Origin of the sequence: Pseudomonas cichorii (assembly GCF_003700275.1) — a bacterium.
In the GTDB taxonomy this organism is placed as follows: Bacteria; Pseudomonadota; Gammaproteobacteria; order Pseudomonadales; family Pseudomonadaceae; genus Aquipseudomonas; species Aquipseudomonas cichorii_B.
In genome coordinates, this window is the sequence record NZ_RBRE01000052.1 from 36,168 (window position 1) to 53,646 (window position 17,479).

General features: G+C 61.1%; 14 protein-coding genes. 4 read left to right on the plus strand and 10 right to left on the minus strand.

Annotated elements, in window-relative coordinates:
- The first annotated feature begins 60 nt into the window (after window positions 1-60).
- Entirely contained in the window at window positions 61-1,542 is a 1,482-nt protein-coding gene (locus ALQ04_RS14520) for a winged helix-turn-helix domain-containing protein (protein ID WP_122316445.1), read from the plus strand.
- Here the strand turns inward: ALQ04_RS14520 and ALQ04_RS14525 are convergent.
- The 4 genes from ALQ04_RS14525 to ALQ04_RS14540 form a co-directional block, all read right to left on the minus strand.
- Window positions 1,522-4,296: a winged helix-turn-helix domain-containing protein gene (locus ALQ04_RS14525; RefSeq protein WP_122316446.1), complete on the minus strand. Its 2,775-nt coding sequence runs from the start codon at window positions 4,294-4,296 to the stop codon at window positions 1,522-1,524. The genes ALQ04_RS14520 and ALQ04_RS14525 overlap by 21 nt on opposite strands.
- A gap of 97 nt (window positions 4,297-4,393) precedes the next feature.
- On the minus strand, window positions 4,394-4,840 hold the full coding sequence (locus ALQ04_RS14530; RefSeq protein WP_122316468.1) for a helix-turn-helix domain-containing protein: 447 nt from the start codon (window positions 4,838-4,840) through the stop codon (window positions 4,394-4,396).
- A 191-nt stretch (window positions 4,841-5,031) separates the two neighbouring features.
- Window positions 5,032-6,459, minus strand: a complete 1,428-nt coding sequence (locus ALQ04_RS14535) for a mechanosensitive ion channel family protein (protein ID WP_122316447.1) — start codon at window positions 6,457-6,459, stop codon at window positions 5,032-5,034.
- A 63-nt stretch (window positions 6,460-6,522) separates the two neighbouring features.
- On the minus strand, window positions 6,523-7,545 hold the full coding sequence (locus tag ALQ04_RS14540) for an alpha/beta hydrolase (protein WP_122316448.1): 1,023 nt from the start codon (window positions 7,543-7,545) through the stop codon (window positions 6,523-6,525).
- 148 nt (window positions 7,546-7,693) lie between these two features.
- On the opposite strand from ALQ04_RS14540, the gene ALQ04_RS14545 reads away from it, so the two are divergent.
- From ALQ04_RS14545 to ALQ04_RS14555, 3 genes are all read left to right on the plus strand, one after another.
- Complete coding sequence (locus ALQ04_RS14545) at window positions 7,694-8,587, plus strand: LysR family transcriptional regulator (RefSeq protein ID WP_122316449.1); 894 nt, start codon at window positions 7,694-7,696, stop codon at window positions 8,585-8,587.
- Between the two features lie 107 nt (window positions 8,588-8,694).
- Window positions 8,695-9,666, plus strand: a complete 972-nt coding sequence (locus ALQ04_RS14550) for an ABC transporter substrate-binding protein (protein ID WP_122316450.1) — start codon at window positions 8,695-8,697, stop codon at window positions 9,664-9,666.
- A gap of 149 nt (window positions 9,667-9,815) precedes the next feature.
- On the plus strand, window positions 9,816-12,086 hold the full coding sequence (locus ALQ04_RS14555; RefSeq protein WP_122316451.1) for a molybdopterin guanine dinucleotide-containing S/N-oxide reductase: 2,271 nt from the start codon (window positions 9,816-9,818) through the stop codon (window positions 12,084-12,086).
- A gap of 6 nt (window positions 12,087-12,092) precedes the next feature.
- On the opposite strand, the gene ALQ04_RS14560 is transcribed toward ALQ04_RS14555, so the two are convergent.
- From ALQ04_RS14560 to ALQ04_RS14585, 6 genes are all read right to left on the minus strand, one after another.
- A complete protein-coding gene (locus ALQ04_RS14560; protein WP_122316452.1) occupies window positions 12,093-12,755 on the minus strand; it encodes a response regulator transcription factor in 663 nt (220 codons plus the stop codon).
- A gap of 168 nt (window positions 12,756-12,923) precedes the next feature.
- On the minus strand, window positions 12,924-13,976 hold the full coding sequence (locus ALQ04_RS14565) for a chemotaxis response regulator protein-glutamate methylesterase (protein WP_122316453.1): 1,053 nt from the start codon (window positions 13,974-13,976) through the stop codon (window positions 12,924-12,926).
- Window positions 13,973-14,503: a chemotaxis protein CheD gene (locus tag ALQ04_RS14570; protein ID WP_122316454.1), complete on the minus strand. Its 531-nt coding sequence runs from the start codon at window positions 14,501-14,503 to the stop codon at window positions 13,973-13,975. The genes ALQ04_RS14565 and ALQ04_RS14570 overlap by 4 nt, the downstream gene beginning before the upstream one ends.
- Window positions 14,494-15,306, minus strand: a complete 813-nt coding sequence (locus tag ALQ04_RS14575) for a protein-glutamate O-methyltransferase CheR (RefSeq protein WP_122316455.1) — start codon at window positions 15,304-15,306, stop codon at window positions 14,494-14,496. The genes ALQ04_RS14570 and ALQ04_RS14575 overlap by 10 nt, the downstream gene beginning before the upstream one ends.
- A 1-nt stretch (window position 15,307) precedes the next feature.
- Window positions 15,308-15,826, minus strand: coding sequence for a chemotaxis protein CheW (locus ALQ04_RS14580; protein ID WP_122316456.1), 519 nt, complete (start codon window positions 15,824-15,826; stop codon window positions 15,308-15,310).
- 12 nt (window positions 15,827-15,838) lie between these two features.
- Window positions 15,839-17,467 (minus strand): methyl-accepting chemotaxis protein, encoded by a 1,629-nt coding sequence (locus ALQ04_RS14585; protein WP_122316457.1) that lies wholly within the window; start codon window positions 17,465-17,467, stop codon window positions 15,839-15,841.
- Window positions 17,468-17,479 lie beyond the last annotated feature (12 nt).

Here is a 17,479-nt window from a genome sequence, read left to right on the forward strand (position 1 = left end):
ATCTTTTACAAGGGTCGTGCGGTGGCCAGGAGAGCCGGGTTTATCGGCGTATAAATCGATATGGACAGCCTCAACAATATTCACAACGATTCGATACTGCGCTTCGGTCCTTATGTCTTCCATGTCGCTCAGCGGCTGGTGATGCAGGATGATGTCGCCTTGCGCGTGGGCGGACGGGCGCTGGATATTCTTCAGGTGCTGGTCGAACAGGCAGGCAGCGTGGTTGGCAAGGACGCGCTGATTGCCCGGGTCTGGCATAACTCGGTGGTCGAAGACATCAATCTGCGGGTGCAGGTCGCGGCCCTTCGTCGTGCTCTGGGTGATGGGCGCAACGGGCAGCGCTATATCGAAACGGTTCCTCAGCGGGGCTACTGCTTCGTGGCCAGGGTCGAGCATGTCGAAGCCGACAATCAGATGAGCATTGAGCCGCCTGCACCACGTCACAATCTGCCGGTACGGCTGACCCCGGTGATCGGGCGTGATGAGGTGGTGGGCAGAATCGTGCGTCAGTTGCCCGGACGGCGCTTCATGACGCTGGTCGGGCCGGGAGGCATCGGCAAGAGCGCAGTGGCCGGTCGGGTCAGCGAAGCACTTCTCAGGCATTATCCGGACGGTGTCTGGAACATCGACTTTTCTACCCCCGACGGTGCGCAACAGGTGGCTGCCCAGTTAGTGGCCGCGCTGGGTTTTGCCCGGCAGTTGCCTCTGAATGGACTGGTCGCGGCCCTGGCCGGACGTCGGGCGCTGCTGATCTTCGATGGCTGTGAGCATCAGCCTGAAAGTGCCCGGCGCTGGGCCCAATCCCTGTTGCCGGATTGTCAGCATCTATCGATTCTGGCGACCAGCCGGCAACCGCTGCTGGCCGCCGGGGAATCCGTGTTGCGCCTGTCTGGGCTGGCCATTGCACCGAATGACGCGCAGGACGCCATGGCGTATGCGGCCATGCAGTTGTTTGTCCGTCGGGCCAGGGCGTGCCAGCAAGACTTCGTCCTGCGTGAGCAGGATGTGCCCGTTGTGGGTGATATCTGTCGACGGCTCGACGGGATTCCGCTGGCCATCGAGTTGGCCGCAGCGCGAATCAACGTCTTTGGATTAACCGGTCTGCAGGCCCGACTGGACAGTTGTTTTCAGTCGCCGAGCCTTGGCCGGCGCACCGCCGTCGCGCGTCATCAGTCCTTCAAGGCCTCGCTGGACTGGAGCTATGAGCGCCTGGATTTCCCTGAACAGACCGTATTGCAGCGGCTTGCAGTCTTTACTTCGGCATTCACCCCGGAGGCTGCAATTGAGGTTGTGGCCTGTGCCTTGTTGAGCGCCGACTGCGTGGGCAAGACCTTGCAGCAACTGGCGGACAAATCGCTGCTGTCACTGATTCAAGGTTCCACCACGTTGCGCTATGGCTTGCTGCACACCACCCGCGTGTATGCGCGGGAGAAGCTGCAGCACAGCGGCGATGCGCAGCTATATGAAGCACGCCTGGCGCGATATCTCGCCGCGGGGCGTTTCTCGCGGATACAGGCGCCGTCATTGCAACTGGTCGAGTAGTTGCCGGGCTGCGAGCAGATCCGGTGTTGCGAAGCCTTCGGTAAAACGTGCATGGACGGGCTCCAGCACCAGCCACGCCTGCCGTTTGTGCCCCTGACGCTGCATGAGACGCGCCAGTGAGGTTGCACTGCGCAGTTCCCAGGCCAGCGCCCCCTGGTTTTGCGCCACGCTCAACGCTTGATGCAGTATCGCCCTGGCTGCGTCTGCCTGCTGATCAGGCAGGCTGTCGGCGCGAACCCGCAGAATTTCTGCGCTGCACCAGCCAGCAGCTCCGCTTTGCGCCCGCTCGAACAAGGCATCATCGACCTTGCCCGGGCGCAGAGTGAGCATGATGTCTTCGATAAGCTTGCCGCTATTCGTTGTGTGGCTGGCCGTTTCGCTGCCTGTAATGACCTGCGCATAGTGCTGTGCCCAGTCATAGAACAGCAGCGCCGAGTGCCTTTGCGACTGCTCGCGCAGCAGCTTCAATAATTCGCTGGCCGTTTCGGTGTGACCGTTGTAGAGCGCGATGGCGCAACCCGCCATGGAAAGGGTGTAGCAGATAGACGTGCCATGGTTGATCTGCTGAGCGATTTCCAGTGCCTGACGGGCGGTATGCCACGCCAGTTCGGGACGGCCCTGCAACCAGAGGATGCGCGCCAGGATGGTCAGGGCGGCAACGCTCTGGTCGTATTGCACGCCGAAACCGTAAGTGAAGCGGTTGGGATGGCCGTTCTGTGCCAGGCGTTGAATGACCTGCTCGGCATTTTGCCGGGCTAGGGTCTGGTCGCCTGAAAAATGCAGCGCCAATACCCGTAACCGATGGGTGCTCAGGCAGGTGATGACATCTGTGTTCATGCCCAGCCGATTGAACTGCCGGTTTTGCTCAAGGGCTTGCTGATACTGCCCGCGACACAGGTTGACGACCATATGCCCGGATATGGCCTGCAACTGGCCGGCCAGATCGTTGCTCTGCTCGGCCAGCATCTGGGCAGTGGCGAAGGCTTGTACGGCTTCGTCGGTGCCGCTCAGGGTGTGATAGGAAACGCTGCCCAGGGCCAGCTTGAGGGCGATCAACAGTTTTGCCGACGGAAACGGATCTGCTTCCAGCAGCTTCAAGGCCTTGCGTACATAAAAGCCCTGTTCCTTGAGCAGCGACAGCTCCTGCCAGAGCGGTGCGCAGTGTGCGACCAGCTCAATGACCAGCTTGTGGGCATGCCAGCTGTCGAACCCCCAATCCAGCGCTGCGCGTATGTCTTCCAGGCTGTGGATATAGCGCTCGATCCATCGGTAAGTGGGGATCTGCTCCCAGTCCTGTTGTGCTTGCTGCATGATGGCCAGGCAGCGTTGCGCATGGCGTTCGCGGGTCGCGGGCAGTTGCTCGCTGTGGCGCAGTTTTTCCAGAGCGTAGTTGCGGGTGGTATCGAGCAGGTAATAAAAGACCTCCTGGTCGCCCACCTCGACATTCAGCAATGACTTGGTGACCAGTTGCGCGAGTGTGGCGAAGACTTCAGGCGCCGTAACAGCGGAATCGACTGCCACTGCCATCGCGGAGTCCAGGGTGAAACGGCCCTTGAAAATGCTCAGGCGTTGCAGGCAGGTCTGCTCGCAGGCGTTGAGCATCTGGAAGCTCCAGTCCAGCGTGGCGCGCAAGGTCTGATGGCGCGCCAATGCGCCAGAATGACTCTGGCTGTGCAGGCGGAAACTGGCTTGCAGGTGTTCAAGCAGATTGCTGAACCCCAGGTTGCCCACCTGGGCGGCGGCCAGCTCGATGGCCAACGGAATGCCGTCGAGGCGCTGGCATATTTCAATCGCCAGCGGCAGGTTGGCCTCGGTCAGTTCAAAGTGTTCCTGATTGGCCGTGGCCCGTTCGACGAACAATTGCAGGGCTGCAAAACTCATGGCTTCGGCCCGGTTTACCCCTTCCACGGGCGGGCAGTCCAGAGGCTCAAGGCGCTCGACGCATTCGCCCTCGACCTGCAGGCTTTCACGGCTGGTGATCAGGATATGTACATCGGGCGCACTGCGCAGAATACCTTCGCTGAGCAAGGCAATGGCATCGACCATGTGCTCGCAATTGTCGATCACCAGCAGCATTTTTCGATCCCGCAGGAACGCGCCCATCCGGCTGATCGGCTCGTCCTCGTGCACCGCGATATCGAGCAGCATGGCCAGATGCGGGGTGATCATGGCCGGGTCGGACAGGGGCGCCAGGTCCAGCAGGCGAATGCCGTCCCGGTAATAACCGATCAATTGCTCGGCCACCTGCAGTGCAACCGTGGTCTTGCCGATTCCGCCGGGGCCGGTCAGTGAAATGAAGCGATGCTGTTGCAGTTGGCTTACCAGCCTGTTGACCAACGCATCTCGTCCCAGAATGCGCGATTGGCGGACGGGCAGATTATGGCCGGTCGAGTTCTTCATATTGGCGTTTTGCCTGTGTTCAACCCGTTGCAGGGTGATGGGAGCGACAAAGCTGTAACCACGTTGCGCAACTGTAACGATATACCGCTGGCCTGCCTGGCCGTCGCCCAGCGCCTTGCGCAAGGCCGTCATGTGCACGCGCAGGTTGCTGTCCTCGACCACACTGCGAGGCCAGACATGAGCCATGATCTGTTGTTTGCTGACCATCTTCCCGGCGTGCTCGATCAGCACCAGCAGAATATCCATGGCACGACTGCCCAGCCGCACGGGGCGCTCGGCGTCCAGGACCAGACGTTGTTCCGGGTAGATCCGATAAGGGCCGAAATGCACGGCCAGTTCGGTGAGAAGGGTCAAGGGGTCATTCCTGTTCTGTCGCCTCCGAGGCCCGTTTTCGGGCGGATGAATAGCGTCCGAGCGTGCTCGCGATGCGCCGTTCAATCTAGCCCTTATTTCAGAACTCGGCAGCGACAAACTGTTCGATGCGATGTGTTTTCTTTAGCGCATGGCCACGCCAAGTAAAGGGATTTATACCTTCGGCACGGGAAAATATGTGCGAGAAGTGCGACTGATCACAGAATCCGCACTCCTGGCTGATCTGCGTCAAAGTCATTTCAGTGTGCTGGATCAGGCATTTGGCGCGGGCGATGCGCTGGCTGCGAATCCATTCCTGAGGCGACAGGCCGGTGCTGCATTTGAACGCTCGGGAAAAGTAGCTTCGGGACAAGGCGCAGGCACGCGCCAGCTCGGAAACCTCGATGTTTTCGCCCAGCTTCTCCAGGATCAACTGCTTGGCCAGACGCTCGCGCCAGGGCGTCAGGCCGCCATTTACGGTTGTCTGCTTCTCGATGTGTTCAAGGCGTTTGCAGGTCTGACACGGGTATTGCGGAGCGTGGGTCATGGCAATGTCCTTTCGCGCTAAGGTGCGGATGTCGCTCGTCAGCACCTTTGGCCAGGCAAAAGTCTGCGCAGAGAGCGCCATTCTTGAGTGCAGGAGCGGGGCTGACGAGTTAATCGTTGTTAATTTGCAGGGCGGGTCAGATAGCAGATTGCCTTGGTGCAGCGCTCTGGCCCGGGCTTCACGTGATTCGCTCAGCGATTCTGCAACCAGCCGAGAAAGCCGCCTTTCTTGACCTGTGCCGGCCTGGCCAGCAGCGCCGAGTGGCTGTTCTTCTGCCGTACTGCCTGGAGTTTGTGCAGCGCGTTGTTGACCTGTCCGGACTGTTCCATGCAGGCGCGGGCGACGTTCTTGTCGATCCGGTAAATGATGCTGGAGGTCATGGCGGTGAAGCAGGCTTCGGACGGGATGTCATCGAGAATGCTTTGCTCGCCCATCACTTCACTCGGTCCCATGCGTCCGGCTTCGATCCGCTCGTTGCCGTCCGGCACCGAGGCACTGACCACGCCGGTGGCGATGACGAACAGGCAGTCGGCAACCTCGTCGAGATCCAGCACCACCTGGCCTGCAGAGTACTGCTGCGCGGTCATGTGCTGGGCCAGACGGTCGCGTTCCTGAGCGTTCAGCGAGCGGAATACTTTCACGTCTTCCAGCAAGGTCCGGGCACGGGAAGTCGGTTCGCCGCTGGCATCCAGCTGGCGGACGATGCCTGCCGCTTCAAGGTGGCGATGCGCAAGATCGAACAGTTGATTGCGCACTTCGCCTTTCTTGCCCAGGTCCGCGATAAAACCGCTGGCCACGTATTCGGACATGCTTTCCCCGGCTTCCTTGAGCACCGCTTTGGGGGCCGGTGACAGCAACAGGCTGCTGCTGCCCTGCAAGGTGCGATCCAGCGCATCGAGCACGCGGCGGGGGCGGATATGGTTGGGCACCTGAATGCTGATCGATACGCCATGCATGTGGGTCGGTCGGCTCAGGTTGACGATCTTGGCCTTGGCCGCCACCGAGTTGGGCACCACGGCCGTGCTGCCAGCGCTGGTCAGCAGATGCGTGGCGCGCCAGTCGATGTCGGTCACCTTGCCTTCGATGCCATCGATCGCCACCCAGTCATCGACCTGATAGGGCTTGGTGGTGTTGAGCACGATCCCGGAGAACACATCGCTCAAGGTGCTTTGCAGGGCCAGGCCGACAATGATCGCCACGGCGCCGGAAGTTGCCAGCAGACCCTTGACCGGCAACTCCAGCACATAACCGGCCGCCGCGACGACGGCGATCAGGAACACCAGCGCGCCGATCACATCCTGCAGCAGGCGTCCGCTGTGGCCGACCCGACGCAGCAGAGCCAGACCGATCAGCACGGTCAGCACCCGCGCGGCATACACCCACCAGAGAATCGCCAGGGCCGTGGCGCCCAGTTGCAGCACGCTGTCGTCAGGCCAGGCCGGTGCCAGCAACGGGCTGATACCGGCATTGATGATCAGGGTGCTGAAACTCAGGAACAGGCCCAGGCGAATGCCGATCCGCACGACCCGATGCTGGGCGGGCGACAGGTGCCAGATCAATACATCGGCCAGTAGCAGCAGGGCACTCCACAACAGCGGATGGCTCAGGACAAAGGACATGGCAAGACTCCGGGCAGGACAGACAGGAGCCTGCTCTGGCGCAGGCTCCGGGTGGGCGAGGGATCAGTTGCTGAGGTGAGCCTTCAGTTCGCCCGCCGCCTGACGCATCGCGGCGCGGACTTCAGGAACCTGGTTCAGCGGGTTGAGCAGGCCGAAGTCATGGATCATCCCGTTGTAGCGCACGGCCGTGACCGGTACGCCTGCCGCATCCAGCTTGCGGGCATAGGCTTCGCCTTCGTCGCGCAGCACATCGAACTCGGCGGTCTGTACCAGCGCCGCAGGCAGGCCACGCAATTGTTCGCTGCTGGCCTGCAGCGGCGAGGCATGGATCTGTGCGCGCTGGCCGGCGTCGGTGGTGTAGTTGTCCCAGAACCACTTCATCATGCCTTTGGTCAGGAAATGGCCTTCGGCAAACTGCTGGTAGGAGCCGTTATCGAAGTTCGCGTCGGTGACCGGCCACAGCAGCAACTGGAAGCGCAGCGCCGGAGCCTTCTGCTCCTTGGCCATCAGGGCCACGACCGCGGCCATGTTGCCGCCGACGCTGTTGCCGGCAACCGCCAGCCGACTGCCATCGACGCCGATCTGCTTGCCGTGCTCGGCCACCCAGCGGGTCGCGGCATAGGCCTGATTGATTGCGGTCGGGTATTGGGCTTCTGGCGAGGGCGTGTAATCGACATACACGGCTACCGCGCCGGAGCCGACCACCAGATCGCGGATCAGTCGCTGGTGAGTCGGGAAGTCCCCCAGGACCCAGCCGCCGCCGTGGAAGAACATGAACACTGGCAGCTCTCCCTTGAGCATGGCAGGGCGAACGATCTTGAGAGTGATCTTCTGATCGTTGGCATCAATGACGCGCTCACTGACCTCTACACCAGACAGGTCGACCTTGACCGAGGCCTGTGCACCGGTCAGCACTGCGCGGGCATCCTTGGGGCTCAACTGTTCAAGCGGCTTGCCACCGCCAGCGGCCAGGGCTTCGAGAAAGGCCTGGGTGTTGTGCTCCACGCCCGGGCTGCCAGCGGCAAAGGCGCTGTTCACGGAAAGGGCGAGCAGGGTAGTGGTCAGGGCTTTTTGCACAGTGTTCATGGGGCAATCCTTTGAAAAAACTGAAGTGGTTGGTTGGCAAGGGCAGTCCGGGCTTCAGGCCTCGTCTGCACCATGGACACAGATTAATAGGGTGCTCAAAGGCGAAAAAGCGGCTATAAAGCGTTTAACTGTCAACCAGGTTGTGACAATGAACCCCTTTGAAGACATGCGTATCTTTTGTCAGGTCATGGAGTCGGGCAGCTTTACGGCGGCCTCCGACAAGCTGGGCCTGTCCAAGCAGTTCGTCAGCCGCCGCCTGATGCAACTGGAAGAGCGGCTGGGCGTGCGCTTGCTCAATCGCTCGACCCGGCGACTGGATGTAACCCCGCTGGGGCAGAGCTATTACGAATCTGCCTTGCGCCTGCTGGGCGAGGTCGAGCAGGTCGAACAGGGGATTGCAGGGCAGAACAGCGAGCCGCGTGGCACCCTGCGCCTGAGTGCGCCACTGTCGTTTGCGGTGGCGCACCTGGGTTGCCTGCTGCCGCTGTTCCTGCAGCGCTATCGGGATGTGGCGGTGGAAGTGGACCTGAGCGATCGTCCGGTGGACTTGCTCAGCGAAGGCTACGACCTGGTATTGCGCATCGGGGTGCTGGAAGACTCCAGCCTGATTGCCCGGCGGATCGCCACGATCGACCGGGTGTATTGCGCAAGCCCGGTATACCTGGCCGAGCGCGGTCGTCCGGAAAAACCGGAAGACCTGCATGCCCATGACTGCTTGCCTTACGGCCATAACCGTCAGGTGCAATGGCGCTTTCAGGGCAGTGGCAAGCCCGTGAGCCTGAGTGTCAGCGGGCGGATGCGCACCAACAACGGTGAACTGCTCAGGGACGCAGCGATTGCCGGGCTGGGCATCACCTATCTGCCGACCTTTATTGTCGGTGCGGCATTGAGCAGCGGAAGTTTGGTGCGGGTGCTCGATGATCTGCGTCCCGAGCCCCTGACCTTGTCGGCGGTCTATCCGCAGCATCGTCAGGCATCCAGGCCGGTGCAGGCCTTGATCGAGTTTCTGCGCGAACGGCTGGAGGTCGATGAGACGGTGTGATGACTGAGCTATTTGCATATTAATCTAGATCTAAAATGAATTTAGATAATGTTTTTCCGGGTGATAAGGTTCCTGGCATTCGTTTCACTATCCCCTGGAGATAGCTTGTGCCCGCCACCTTTGCCCGATGGAAAAACCGCATCCTGCCAGGCCTGTTGCTGACGCTGGCAGCTTCGCTGAATGCCCAGGCCGCCGATCTGGTGGTCGGCGACCAGAGCCACAGTGCCCGGACCGTGATGGAAGCCGCAGGCGTACTCGATGACTTGCCTTACGAGCTGGAGTGGAAGCAGTTCACCGCCGGTTCGCCAGTGGCCGAAGCCTTGAACGTCGGCAGCCTGGATGTCGGTTTACTGGGCGATTCTCCGGCGTTGTTCATGGGCGCCCTCGGCGCGCCGATCAAGGTCATCGGTGTCTCGCGGCAGAATCTGGATGGCGTGGCCATCGTGGTACGCAAGGACTCGCCGATCCACAGCGTTGCCGATCTGGCAGGCAGGAAAGTTGCGATCTGGAAGGGCTCGTTCAGCCAGCAGTTGATGCTCACTGCGCTGGACAAGGCGGGCGTGGCCCGTGATGCGGTGGAGTATCGTTACCTCAGTGCGCTGGATTCTTCCCATGCACTGGATGGTGGTTCGGTGGACGCCATTGCGACCTGGGAGCCCTACGTCACCCAGCAGGAACGCCAGGGCGCACGGGTGATCGTCACCGCCAAGGGGCTGATTCCTGCCCAGAGCTTCATCGTGGCCAACGATCGGGCGATCCAGAACAAGCGTGCCCAGATCAACGATTTCCTGCAACGCCTGCAAGCGGCTCGCGACTGGTCGGTGCGCGAGCCAAAAAATAATGAAATCTACGCCAACGCCTGGTCGAGCGTGACCAGAGCCGATGCCGAAGTCGCCCGCCGCTGGTTCTCCCGTTCACAGATCGTCGTGGTCCCCATCACAGCGGATGTCGTGGCGGGCGCGCAGCAGACCATCGACTTTTTCAACAAGGCCGGGTTGACCAGACACTATCCTGCAGCCAGTGTCTTCGATGAGTCGTTCAACTCGGCGCTCAAACCCCAGGCGCAGGCCTCTCGCTGATATCTACTATCGCGCAGGAGTCCCCGCAATGTTCCTGACACTGCGCTGTCGTTCGGCAAACGGGATCCACGGAGCGTTCCAATCATGAATTCGCGTTTTGTTTGATGAGAGAGCCAATTCGTTCGCGAATAAAATAGGAGCCTGTACCCATGACTTTCACTTCATTGCACTGGGGTGCCTATCGTCCTCAGGTCGTGGACGGCAAATTACAGGCGCTGTTGCCGGTGGAATGGGACAAGGATCCGTCGCCCATCGGCGAGTCGGTTGCCGCCGCCATCACCTCGCCAACCCGCATCCGACGCCCCGCCGTGCGCCGCAGCTTTCTGCAGCAAGCCGGAGGGCGGCCCGATCTGCGTGGCCAGGAGCCTTTTGTCGAGGTGTCCTGGGACGTGGCCCTAGAGCTGGTCGCCAAACAGCTCCAGGGCATCAGGCAGCAACATGGCAATCAGGCGATTTTCGGCGGCAGTTATGGCTGGGGCAGCGCCGGGCGCTTTCATCATGCCCAGAGCCAGTTGCATCGCTTCCTAAACTGCCTGGGCGGCTATGTGTTCAGCACCGACAGTTACAGCCTTGGTGCCGGGCGGGTGTTGATGCCGCACATCGTCGGCCCGATGGACTGGCTGCTGGCGGGACACACCTCCTGGAAAAATCTGGCCGAGAATTGTGAGCTGTTCGTGGCCTTTGGTGGCTTGCCGGCCAAGAACGCCCAGACCAGCCCCGGCGGCGCCAGCGATCATCTTTTGACCAGTGCCTTGCAGAGTATGTCCGAGGCCGGTGTGCAGTTCGTCAATGTCAGCCCGTTGCGCGACGATCTGCGTGGCCCTGAGCACAACGAATGGCTGGCGGTGCGTCCGGGCAGTGACACGGCGTTGATGATGGCCTTGTCCTGGGTGCTGATCACCCAGGGCCTGCATGACGAAGCATTCGTGCAGCGCTACACCGTCGGCTATGAACGTTTTCGCGATTACCTGCTGGGCCATGCCGACGGGCAACCCAAAGACCCGGACTGGGCCGAACCGTTGACCGGGATTGCCGCTGCGCAGATCACCGAACTGGCGCAACGCATGGCCAGCAAACGCACCATGATCAACGTCGCCTATTCCCTGCAGCGTTCGATTCATGGTGAGCAACCGTTCTGGATGACCGTGACCCTGGCCGCATTGCTGGGCCAGATCGGTTTGCCGGGTGGTGGTTTCGGGCTTGGCTATGGCTGCATGAACAATACGGGCAGCGGCCGCAAGCCGTTCTCGGGGCCGCGTTTCGAGCAGGGCAGTAACCCGGTGAAGGATTTCATCCCGGTGGCCCGCGTCGCCGACATGTTGCTCAATCCCGGCGCCACCTTCGATTACAACGGCCAGCAGCGCCGCTACCCGGACATTCGGCTGGTGTACTGGGTGGGCGGCAATATCTTCCATCACCATCAGGACCTCAACCGCCTGCTGGATGCCTGGCAACGCCCGGAAACCATCATCGTCCACGAGCAATACTGGACCGCCCAGGCCCGCTACGCCGATATTGTCCTGCCTGCGACTACCGCGCTGGAGCGCAATGACATTGGCAGCTCGGCTTCCGACCGTTTCATGATCGCCATGCAGCAAGCCATCGAACCGGTGGGCGAAGCCCGCGATGACTATTCGATCTTTGCCGACCTGGCGCAGCGTCTGGGCGTGGCCGAAAGCTTCACAGAAGGACGCGATGCGGCTGCCTGGCTGCGTTTCATCTACGAGCAGTCACGTGACAGGGCCGAGGCGTTCGACATTCGCTTGCCGGGCTACGAACAGTTCTGGCGCGACGGGCTGTTCGAGGTGCAATACCCGCAAACCGATACGGTGCTGCTCAAGGCCTTTCGTGACGATCCGCAGGCCAACCCGCTACCCACACCTTCCGGGCGCATCGAAATATTTTCCGAGCGCATCGCCGGCTTCGGCTATGCAGACTGTCCGGGGCATCCGGTATGGCTGGCCAGGCCTGCTCCGGCGTTTCCCTTGCACTTGCTGTCCAATCAGCCGCGAACCCGGCTGCACAGCCAGTACGATCATGGTGCCTACAGCCGCTCATCAAAGATCCGCCAGCGCGAACCCTTGACCCTCAATCGCCTGGACGCCGCAGCTCGCGGGATTGTCGATGGCGATGTCATCAAGGTATTCAACGAGCGCGGGGCCTTTCTGGCCGGGGCGATTGTCTCGGACGACATTCGTCCCGGCGTGGTGCAAATCGCAACCGGGGCCTGGTTCGATCCCTTGCTGCCGGGCGAGAAAGGCAGCCTGGAGAAGCATGGCAATCCCAACGTGATTACTCTCGATGTCGGGGCTTCACGGCTTTCTCAGGGCTGTGCGGCGCAGACCGCCTCGGTGCAGATCGTCAAATGGGATCGGGAGCTACCGGAAGTGACCGCTTTCGAGCCACCGCTGCTGATCTGATTCGCGTCAGTCATTGACCTGGATGATCCCTTCGCGCACAGCGAACAGCACCAGGCTGGCGATATCGTGAATGCCCAGGCGATGCATGACCTGAGAGCGATGGGCTTCCACGGTCTTGACGCTCAGGCCAAGGCCCATGGCGATGGAGCGGGTCGACTCGCCACGGGCGATCAGGCGCAGGATTTCCAGTTGCCGTTCGGTCAGCGAGAAGTTGCCGGATCTGTTGCCGGCAGGCTGCGGCAGGCTTTTCTTGACTGCCTGACTGACTACCAGCGGCACGACTTCCGAAGACAGGTACTGATCGCCATGCTGCAACGCCTGCAAGGCCAGCTCCAGTTCCAGAAAGCTGGCGCTCTTGAGCAGGTAACCCTGGGCGCCCAGTTGCAGGCACTTCATGACAAAGCCCGAGTCGGTATGTGTCGACAGCATGAGCACCTTGCAGCAGGGCGCATGCACCGACAACTCTTCCAGTGCCTGAAGGCTGCATGATCGTCCCATGGACATGTCGAGCAGAACGATGTCCGGCATCAGCAGGCACGCGAGCTGAATGGTGCTGTCTCCATCGCCGGCTTCCCCGACGATTTCGTATTCGTGTTGTTTTTCCAGTAGTGCTCGTATACCAGCCCGAAACAACGGGAAGTCATCGGCGAGCAGAATTCGGCAAGGCATATTGACGGCCTGTGTCGCATGGGAAGTGGATAGCGGCCAACGAGTGATAGCTACGATTACTGTTCTCCCGTGAGAATGGATGATAGCCCGCTAATTGCTGGCTGCATCCGTGCATGAAGCGCCCACGGAAAGGACATCCCTATCCCGGATATCGGCGATGGCACTCCGTTAGCCATGCCGTGCGCTGTCACCAAACTGTTGGATCAGTATCGGTACTCTGGACAGCGGTTCTATCGCTTGTGCTGCGCCCATGCGAATGGCTTCCTTGGGCATGCCGAACACCACGCAACTGGCTTCATCCTGAGCCACGGTATGAGCCCCGCTTTCGCGCATGGCCAGCAGGCCGCGCGCGCCATCGTCGCCCATGCCGGTCATGATCACGCCCAGCGTATTGGCGCCTGCATGGCGGGCCATGGAGCGAAACAGCACATCCACCGAGGGCTTGTGGCGGTTGACCGGTGGGCCATCGAGGACTTCGACCTGATAGTGCGCCCCGTTGCGCTTGAGCTGCATGTGCAGACCGCCGGGAGCAATCAGGGCCAGGCCGCTGTGAACGCGATCCAGATGTCTGGCTTCACGCACTTCGATCTGGCAGAGGCCATCGAGACGCCTGGCAAAATCGGCCGTGAATTTCTCCGGCATGTGTTGAACGATCACAATGCCCGGGCAGTCACGTGGCAGTTGGCGAAGAATGAATTCCAGTGCCTGGGTGCCGCCCGTGGAGCAGCCCAGTGCGACCACCCGGTCGGTGGTCCTGAGCAGCGGACTGACCGGCGCTGGCGCTTCCTGAACCTGTGCCCGGACAGGCGGGCGGAATGCGCCGGGACGAGTCCGGGCGGCTTCTTCGATCTTGCGGATCAGATCCCCGGAAATCTGCTCCAGGCTCTGCTTCAGGCCCAGCCGCGCCTTGGTGAATACACCCACGGCGCCAGCCGCCAGGGCTTCGACCGACACGCTGGCGCCCGACTCGGTGAGGGTCGAGCAGATCAGCGTCGGGGTCGGGCGTTCGCTCATGATCTGGCGCAGAAAGGTCAGGCCATCCATGCGCGGCATTTCAATGTCCAGAATCACCACGTCGGGCCAGTCGCGGCGCATCTTGTCGATGGCGTACAGCGGATCGCTGGCCTGGCCGATCACTTCGATGCCGGGATGGCTGGCCAGGCAATTGGTCAGTACCTGGCGCACCAGCGCCGAGTCGTCAACGATGAATACGCGGATCACAGAATATGCCCACCTGTCCTTGAGTGCTGCATGACGGGCAGCGTGACTTCATTGCGCTGGCAGTCGATCCTGCCGCTCAGGCCGTCGATCTGCAGACGGCGATAGTGCTCGCCATTGAGGTCGCACAAATCCACCGCCCAGTGGCGCAGGCTGAACTGCTTGCGGGCGAAATCGCTGTTGGTGTGGCCGATCCTGCGCAGCGAATTGCCCTCGAAGCGCGATAGGCTGCCACCGCCGAAAATGCCTTTGCGGTACTCGCTCGGGTTGGTGCCGTGACGCACCATATCGGCGTGCATGCGCTTGAACACGGCATCGCCGTAGCGGGTGTCGTGATCGTTGGCAGGTGCCTGGTTATAACTGCCGGTCGGATCGCGGGGCAGGACGTAATGCGACACGCCGAGCAGGCGCCAGCGTGGATGCCAGAGAATGATCGACACGCAACTGCCCAGCAGCGTCGTGACCGGTCCGTCGTGACGGCCGAAGAAGTAGTCGCCGGGGCGCAGGAAAATGGGTTGATTTACAGACATTCGTACACCGAGGGCCGTACCAGTCGTACGGGTAGCTCAAAACCATGAATGCTTTCGGCGTGGCCTATGAACAGCAGCCCGCCGGGACGCAACTGACAGACGAGGCGCTGCACGATACGTTTCTTTTCTTCGTTGTCGAAGTAGATCAGTACGTTGCGCAGAAAGATCACATCAAACTGGCCCACGTCCTCGGCCAGCGGCTGGACGATATTTACCTCGCGCAGCGTGACCCGGTCGCGCAGGCCCGCCTGGACCCGGAAGCGGCCGCTCATGTCGCCGACGCCGCTCAGGCAGTAGCGCTGCATCCAGCCAGCGGGAAAGTACTTGGCCTGGGCAATGTCATAAATGCCTTCGTGGGCCTTGTGCAGCATGCTCAGGCTCAGGTCGCTGGCCAGGATTGACCAGTCCTGGGTAGTGGCGTGCTCGCTGAGTACCATCGCCAGGCTGTATGGTTCTTCGCCCGACGAGCAGGCGGCACTCCAGACCCGCACCGAACCACGACGCCGGGCCAGCCATTGGCCGAGAAACTCGAAGTGCGGATGCTCGCGGAAAAAGTAGGTTTCGTTGGTGGTCAACAGGTCCACTACCAGCCGACGCTCCTGCTTGTACTGCGGCTGTTCGAGCATCTGCAGGTATTCGGTGTAACTGTCGAGCCGGTAATAGCGCAGTCGTTTCATCAGGCGCCCGGCAACCAGCGGGCGCTTGTTGGGCGCCAGCTGGATGCCTGACGCATCGGCCATGAGTTTTTGCAGATGGAGGAACTCGGTGTCGCCGAGTGCCGGCATCTTCAGTGCTTCCGACATCTCAGGTTCCCTTGAGCACAGCGAGACTGAGCTGGCGAATGTCATCCAGGGACAACACTTGTGCAATGTTCAGAATGATGGTGAAAGTCTGTTCGCGACGAGCCATGCCGGCGATGAAGTCGGTGCGGATACCGGCACCGAACGGTGGTGCGGGCACTACCTGTTGCGGGTCGATATCGAGCACGGCGTCCACCGCATCCACCACCAGACCAATGCGCTGGTAAAGGTCTTCCAGGGTCAGTTCGATGATCACGATGCAGGTGCGCTTGCCGGGGTGCGTCAGCTCGAAGCCGAAGCGCGCCGCCAGATCGAGCACCGGCACCACATTGCCACGCAGGTTGATCACGCCGTGGATAAAGGCCGGCATCATCGGTACCGAGGTGACTTCGTCGTACTCGATGATCTCGCGTACCAGATCGATGGGCAGGGCATAGGCCGCGTCACGCACCCGAAACGACAGATGCTGGATACTCATCATGTCGGCATCGGATAACCGCTCGACAGTTTGCGGAAGAGTCATGGTCGCCGCCCCTTAGTTGAAACTGACAAACTGGCCTTCATCGACCTGCGACTTGCCCCGCGACCATGGCGGCGGTGTGCCGCTGTAGTTGTCGTTGGCGCGTGGCTGAGGCCTCGATGGCGACTGGGCTTCAAAGCGGAAGAAGCCGATCAGTTCCTGCAGTTGTCCGGCCTGGGCATTCATCTCTTCTGCGGTGGCCGCCAGTTCTTCGGAGGCCGAAGCGTTCTGCTGGGTGATCTGGTTCATCTGGCCCATGGCGATATTGATCTGCCCGGCAGCACCGCTTTGTTCCTGGGACGCGGCAGTGATTTCCTGAACCAGGTCGGAAGTCTTCTGGATGTTGGGCACGATCTCGTTGAGCAGGCGTCCGGCCTGTTCGGCCAGTTGCACGCTGCTGGAGGCGACCTGGCCGATTTCCTGAGCGGCAACCTGGCTGCGCTCTGCCAGCTTGCGCACTTCGGCAGCGACTACCGCGAAGCCCTTGCCATGATCACCGGCCCGTGCGGCTTCGATCGCGGCGTTCAGGGCCAGCAGGTTGGTCTGGTAGGCGATGTCGTCGATGATGCTGATCTTGTCGGCGATCTGCTTCATGGCCAGGACCGTATCGACCACCGCACCGCCACCTTGCACGGCGTCATTGGCGGCCTTGCCGGCAATCCCGTCGGTGATCTTGGCGCTTTCGGTGTTCTGGGCAATCGAGGCCGACATCTGTTCGACCGAGGCGCTGGTCTGCTCGACGCTGGCTGCCTGTTCGTTGGCCGCCTGACTCAGGGATTGCGAGGTCGAGCTGACCTGTTCCGAAGCCGAGGACAGCGAATCGGCGGCACTGCGTACATCGCCGAGAATGCTGCGCAGACGCAGGGCCATGTTCTGCATGGCGGACAGCAACTGACCGGTTTCGTCCTTGCTGTTGACCTCAAGATCCTTGCTCAGATCGCCAGCAGCCATGCGATTGGCGGCTTCCACTGCGCCATTGAGCGGCTTGGTGATGCTGCGGGTGACCAGCACGCCGATCAGCATGCCCAGCAGAGTCGCAACGGCCACCAGCACAATCATCTGTACCCGCGATTTTTCCGAGATCGTGGTGATTTCCTGATTGGATTGCCCGGCGCGGTCTTTCTTGTAATCGACCACTTCGCCCAGCATGCGATCGACGACATCGCCAGTCGAGATGGCCCTTGGCAGCAGGTTGGTAGCTTCGCTGGCCTCCTGAAGCTGGCCGCTCTGCTGATGGGCGAGCAGCAACTGTTTGGCAAGGGTTTCGTACTCGCCCAGCGGCGCCAGCAAGGCATCGACCCTGGCCTGGCCTTCCTTGGTAAGGAAGCTCTCGCGGGATTTGACGATCAGGGCGCGGGTTGTTTCCAGCGTGCTGTTGGTGAGGTTGGCCGCCTTTTCACGGTCTTCCTGAGTGGTCGAAAGCAGGCTCTGGCGCATGGAGCGACCGGCCGAGATCAGCTGGATGTTGGCTTCCTGCAACTGGCTCATACCTTCGACGTCGACATCGTACATTTTGTCGGAGAGCTTGTTGACCTCATCCAGATTACGGATGCCCAGCAGGCCGATGGTCGCAGTCAAGGCCACCACTATCAGAAAGCCGAGTGTCAGCCTGACGCCTATCTTCATATTGCGGATGAACTGCATGTTTACATCTCC

Bases quoted from the DNA above. Each gene is read 5' to 3' on its own strand.
- ALQ04_RS14580 (WP_122316456.1), bottom strand. From the start codon at position 15,826: ATGACTCTTCCGCAAACTGTCGAGCGGTTATCCGATGCCGACATGATG.
- ALQ04_RS14575 (WP_122316455.1), bottom strand. From the start codon at position 15,306: ATGTCGGAAGCACTGAAGATGCCGGCACTCGGCGACACCGAGTTCCTC.
- ALQ04_RS14560 (WP_122316452.1), bottom strand. From the start codon at position 12,755: ATGCCTTGCCGAATTCTGCTCGCCGATGACTTCCCGTTGTTTCGGGCT.
- ALQ04_RS14545 (WP_122316449.1), top strand. From the start codon at position 7,694: ATGAACCCCTTTGAAGACATGCGTATCTTTTGTCAGGTCATGGAGTCG.
- ALQ04_RS14585 (WP_122316457.1), bottom strand. From the start codon at position 17,467: ATGCAGTTCATCCGCAATATGAAGATAGGCGTCAGGCTGACACTCGGC.
- ALQ04_RS14520 (WP_122316445.1), top strand. From the start codon at position 61: ATGGACAGCCTCAACAATATTCACAACGATTCGATACTGCGCTTCGGT.
- ALQ04_RS14555 (WP_122316451.1), top strand. From the start codon at position 9,816: ATGACTTTCACTTCATTGCACTGGGGTGCCTATCGTCCTCAGGTCGTG.
- ALQ04_RS14570 (WP_122316454.1), bottom strand. From the start codon at position 14,503: ATGTCTGTAAATCAACCCATTTTCCTGCGCCCCGGCGACTACTTCTTC.
- ALQ04_RS14530 (WP_122316468.1), bottom strand. From the start codon at position 4,840: ATGACCCACGCTCCGCAATACCCGTGTCAGACCTGCAAACGCCTTGAA.
- ALQ04_RS14540 (WP_122316448.1), bottom strand. From the start codon at position 7,545: ATGAACACTGTGCAAAAAGCCCTGACCACTACCCTGCTCGCCCTTTCC.
- ALQ04_RS14535 (WP_122316447.1), bottom strand. From the start codon at position 6,459: ATGTCCTTTGTCCTGAGCCATCCGCTGTTGTGGAGTGCCCTGCTGCTA.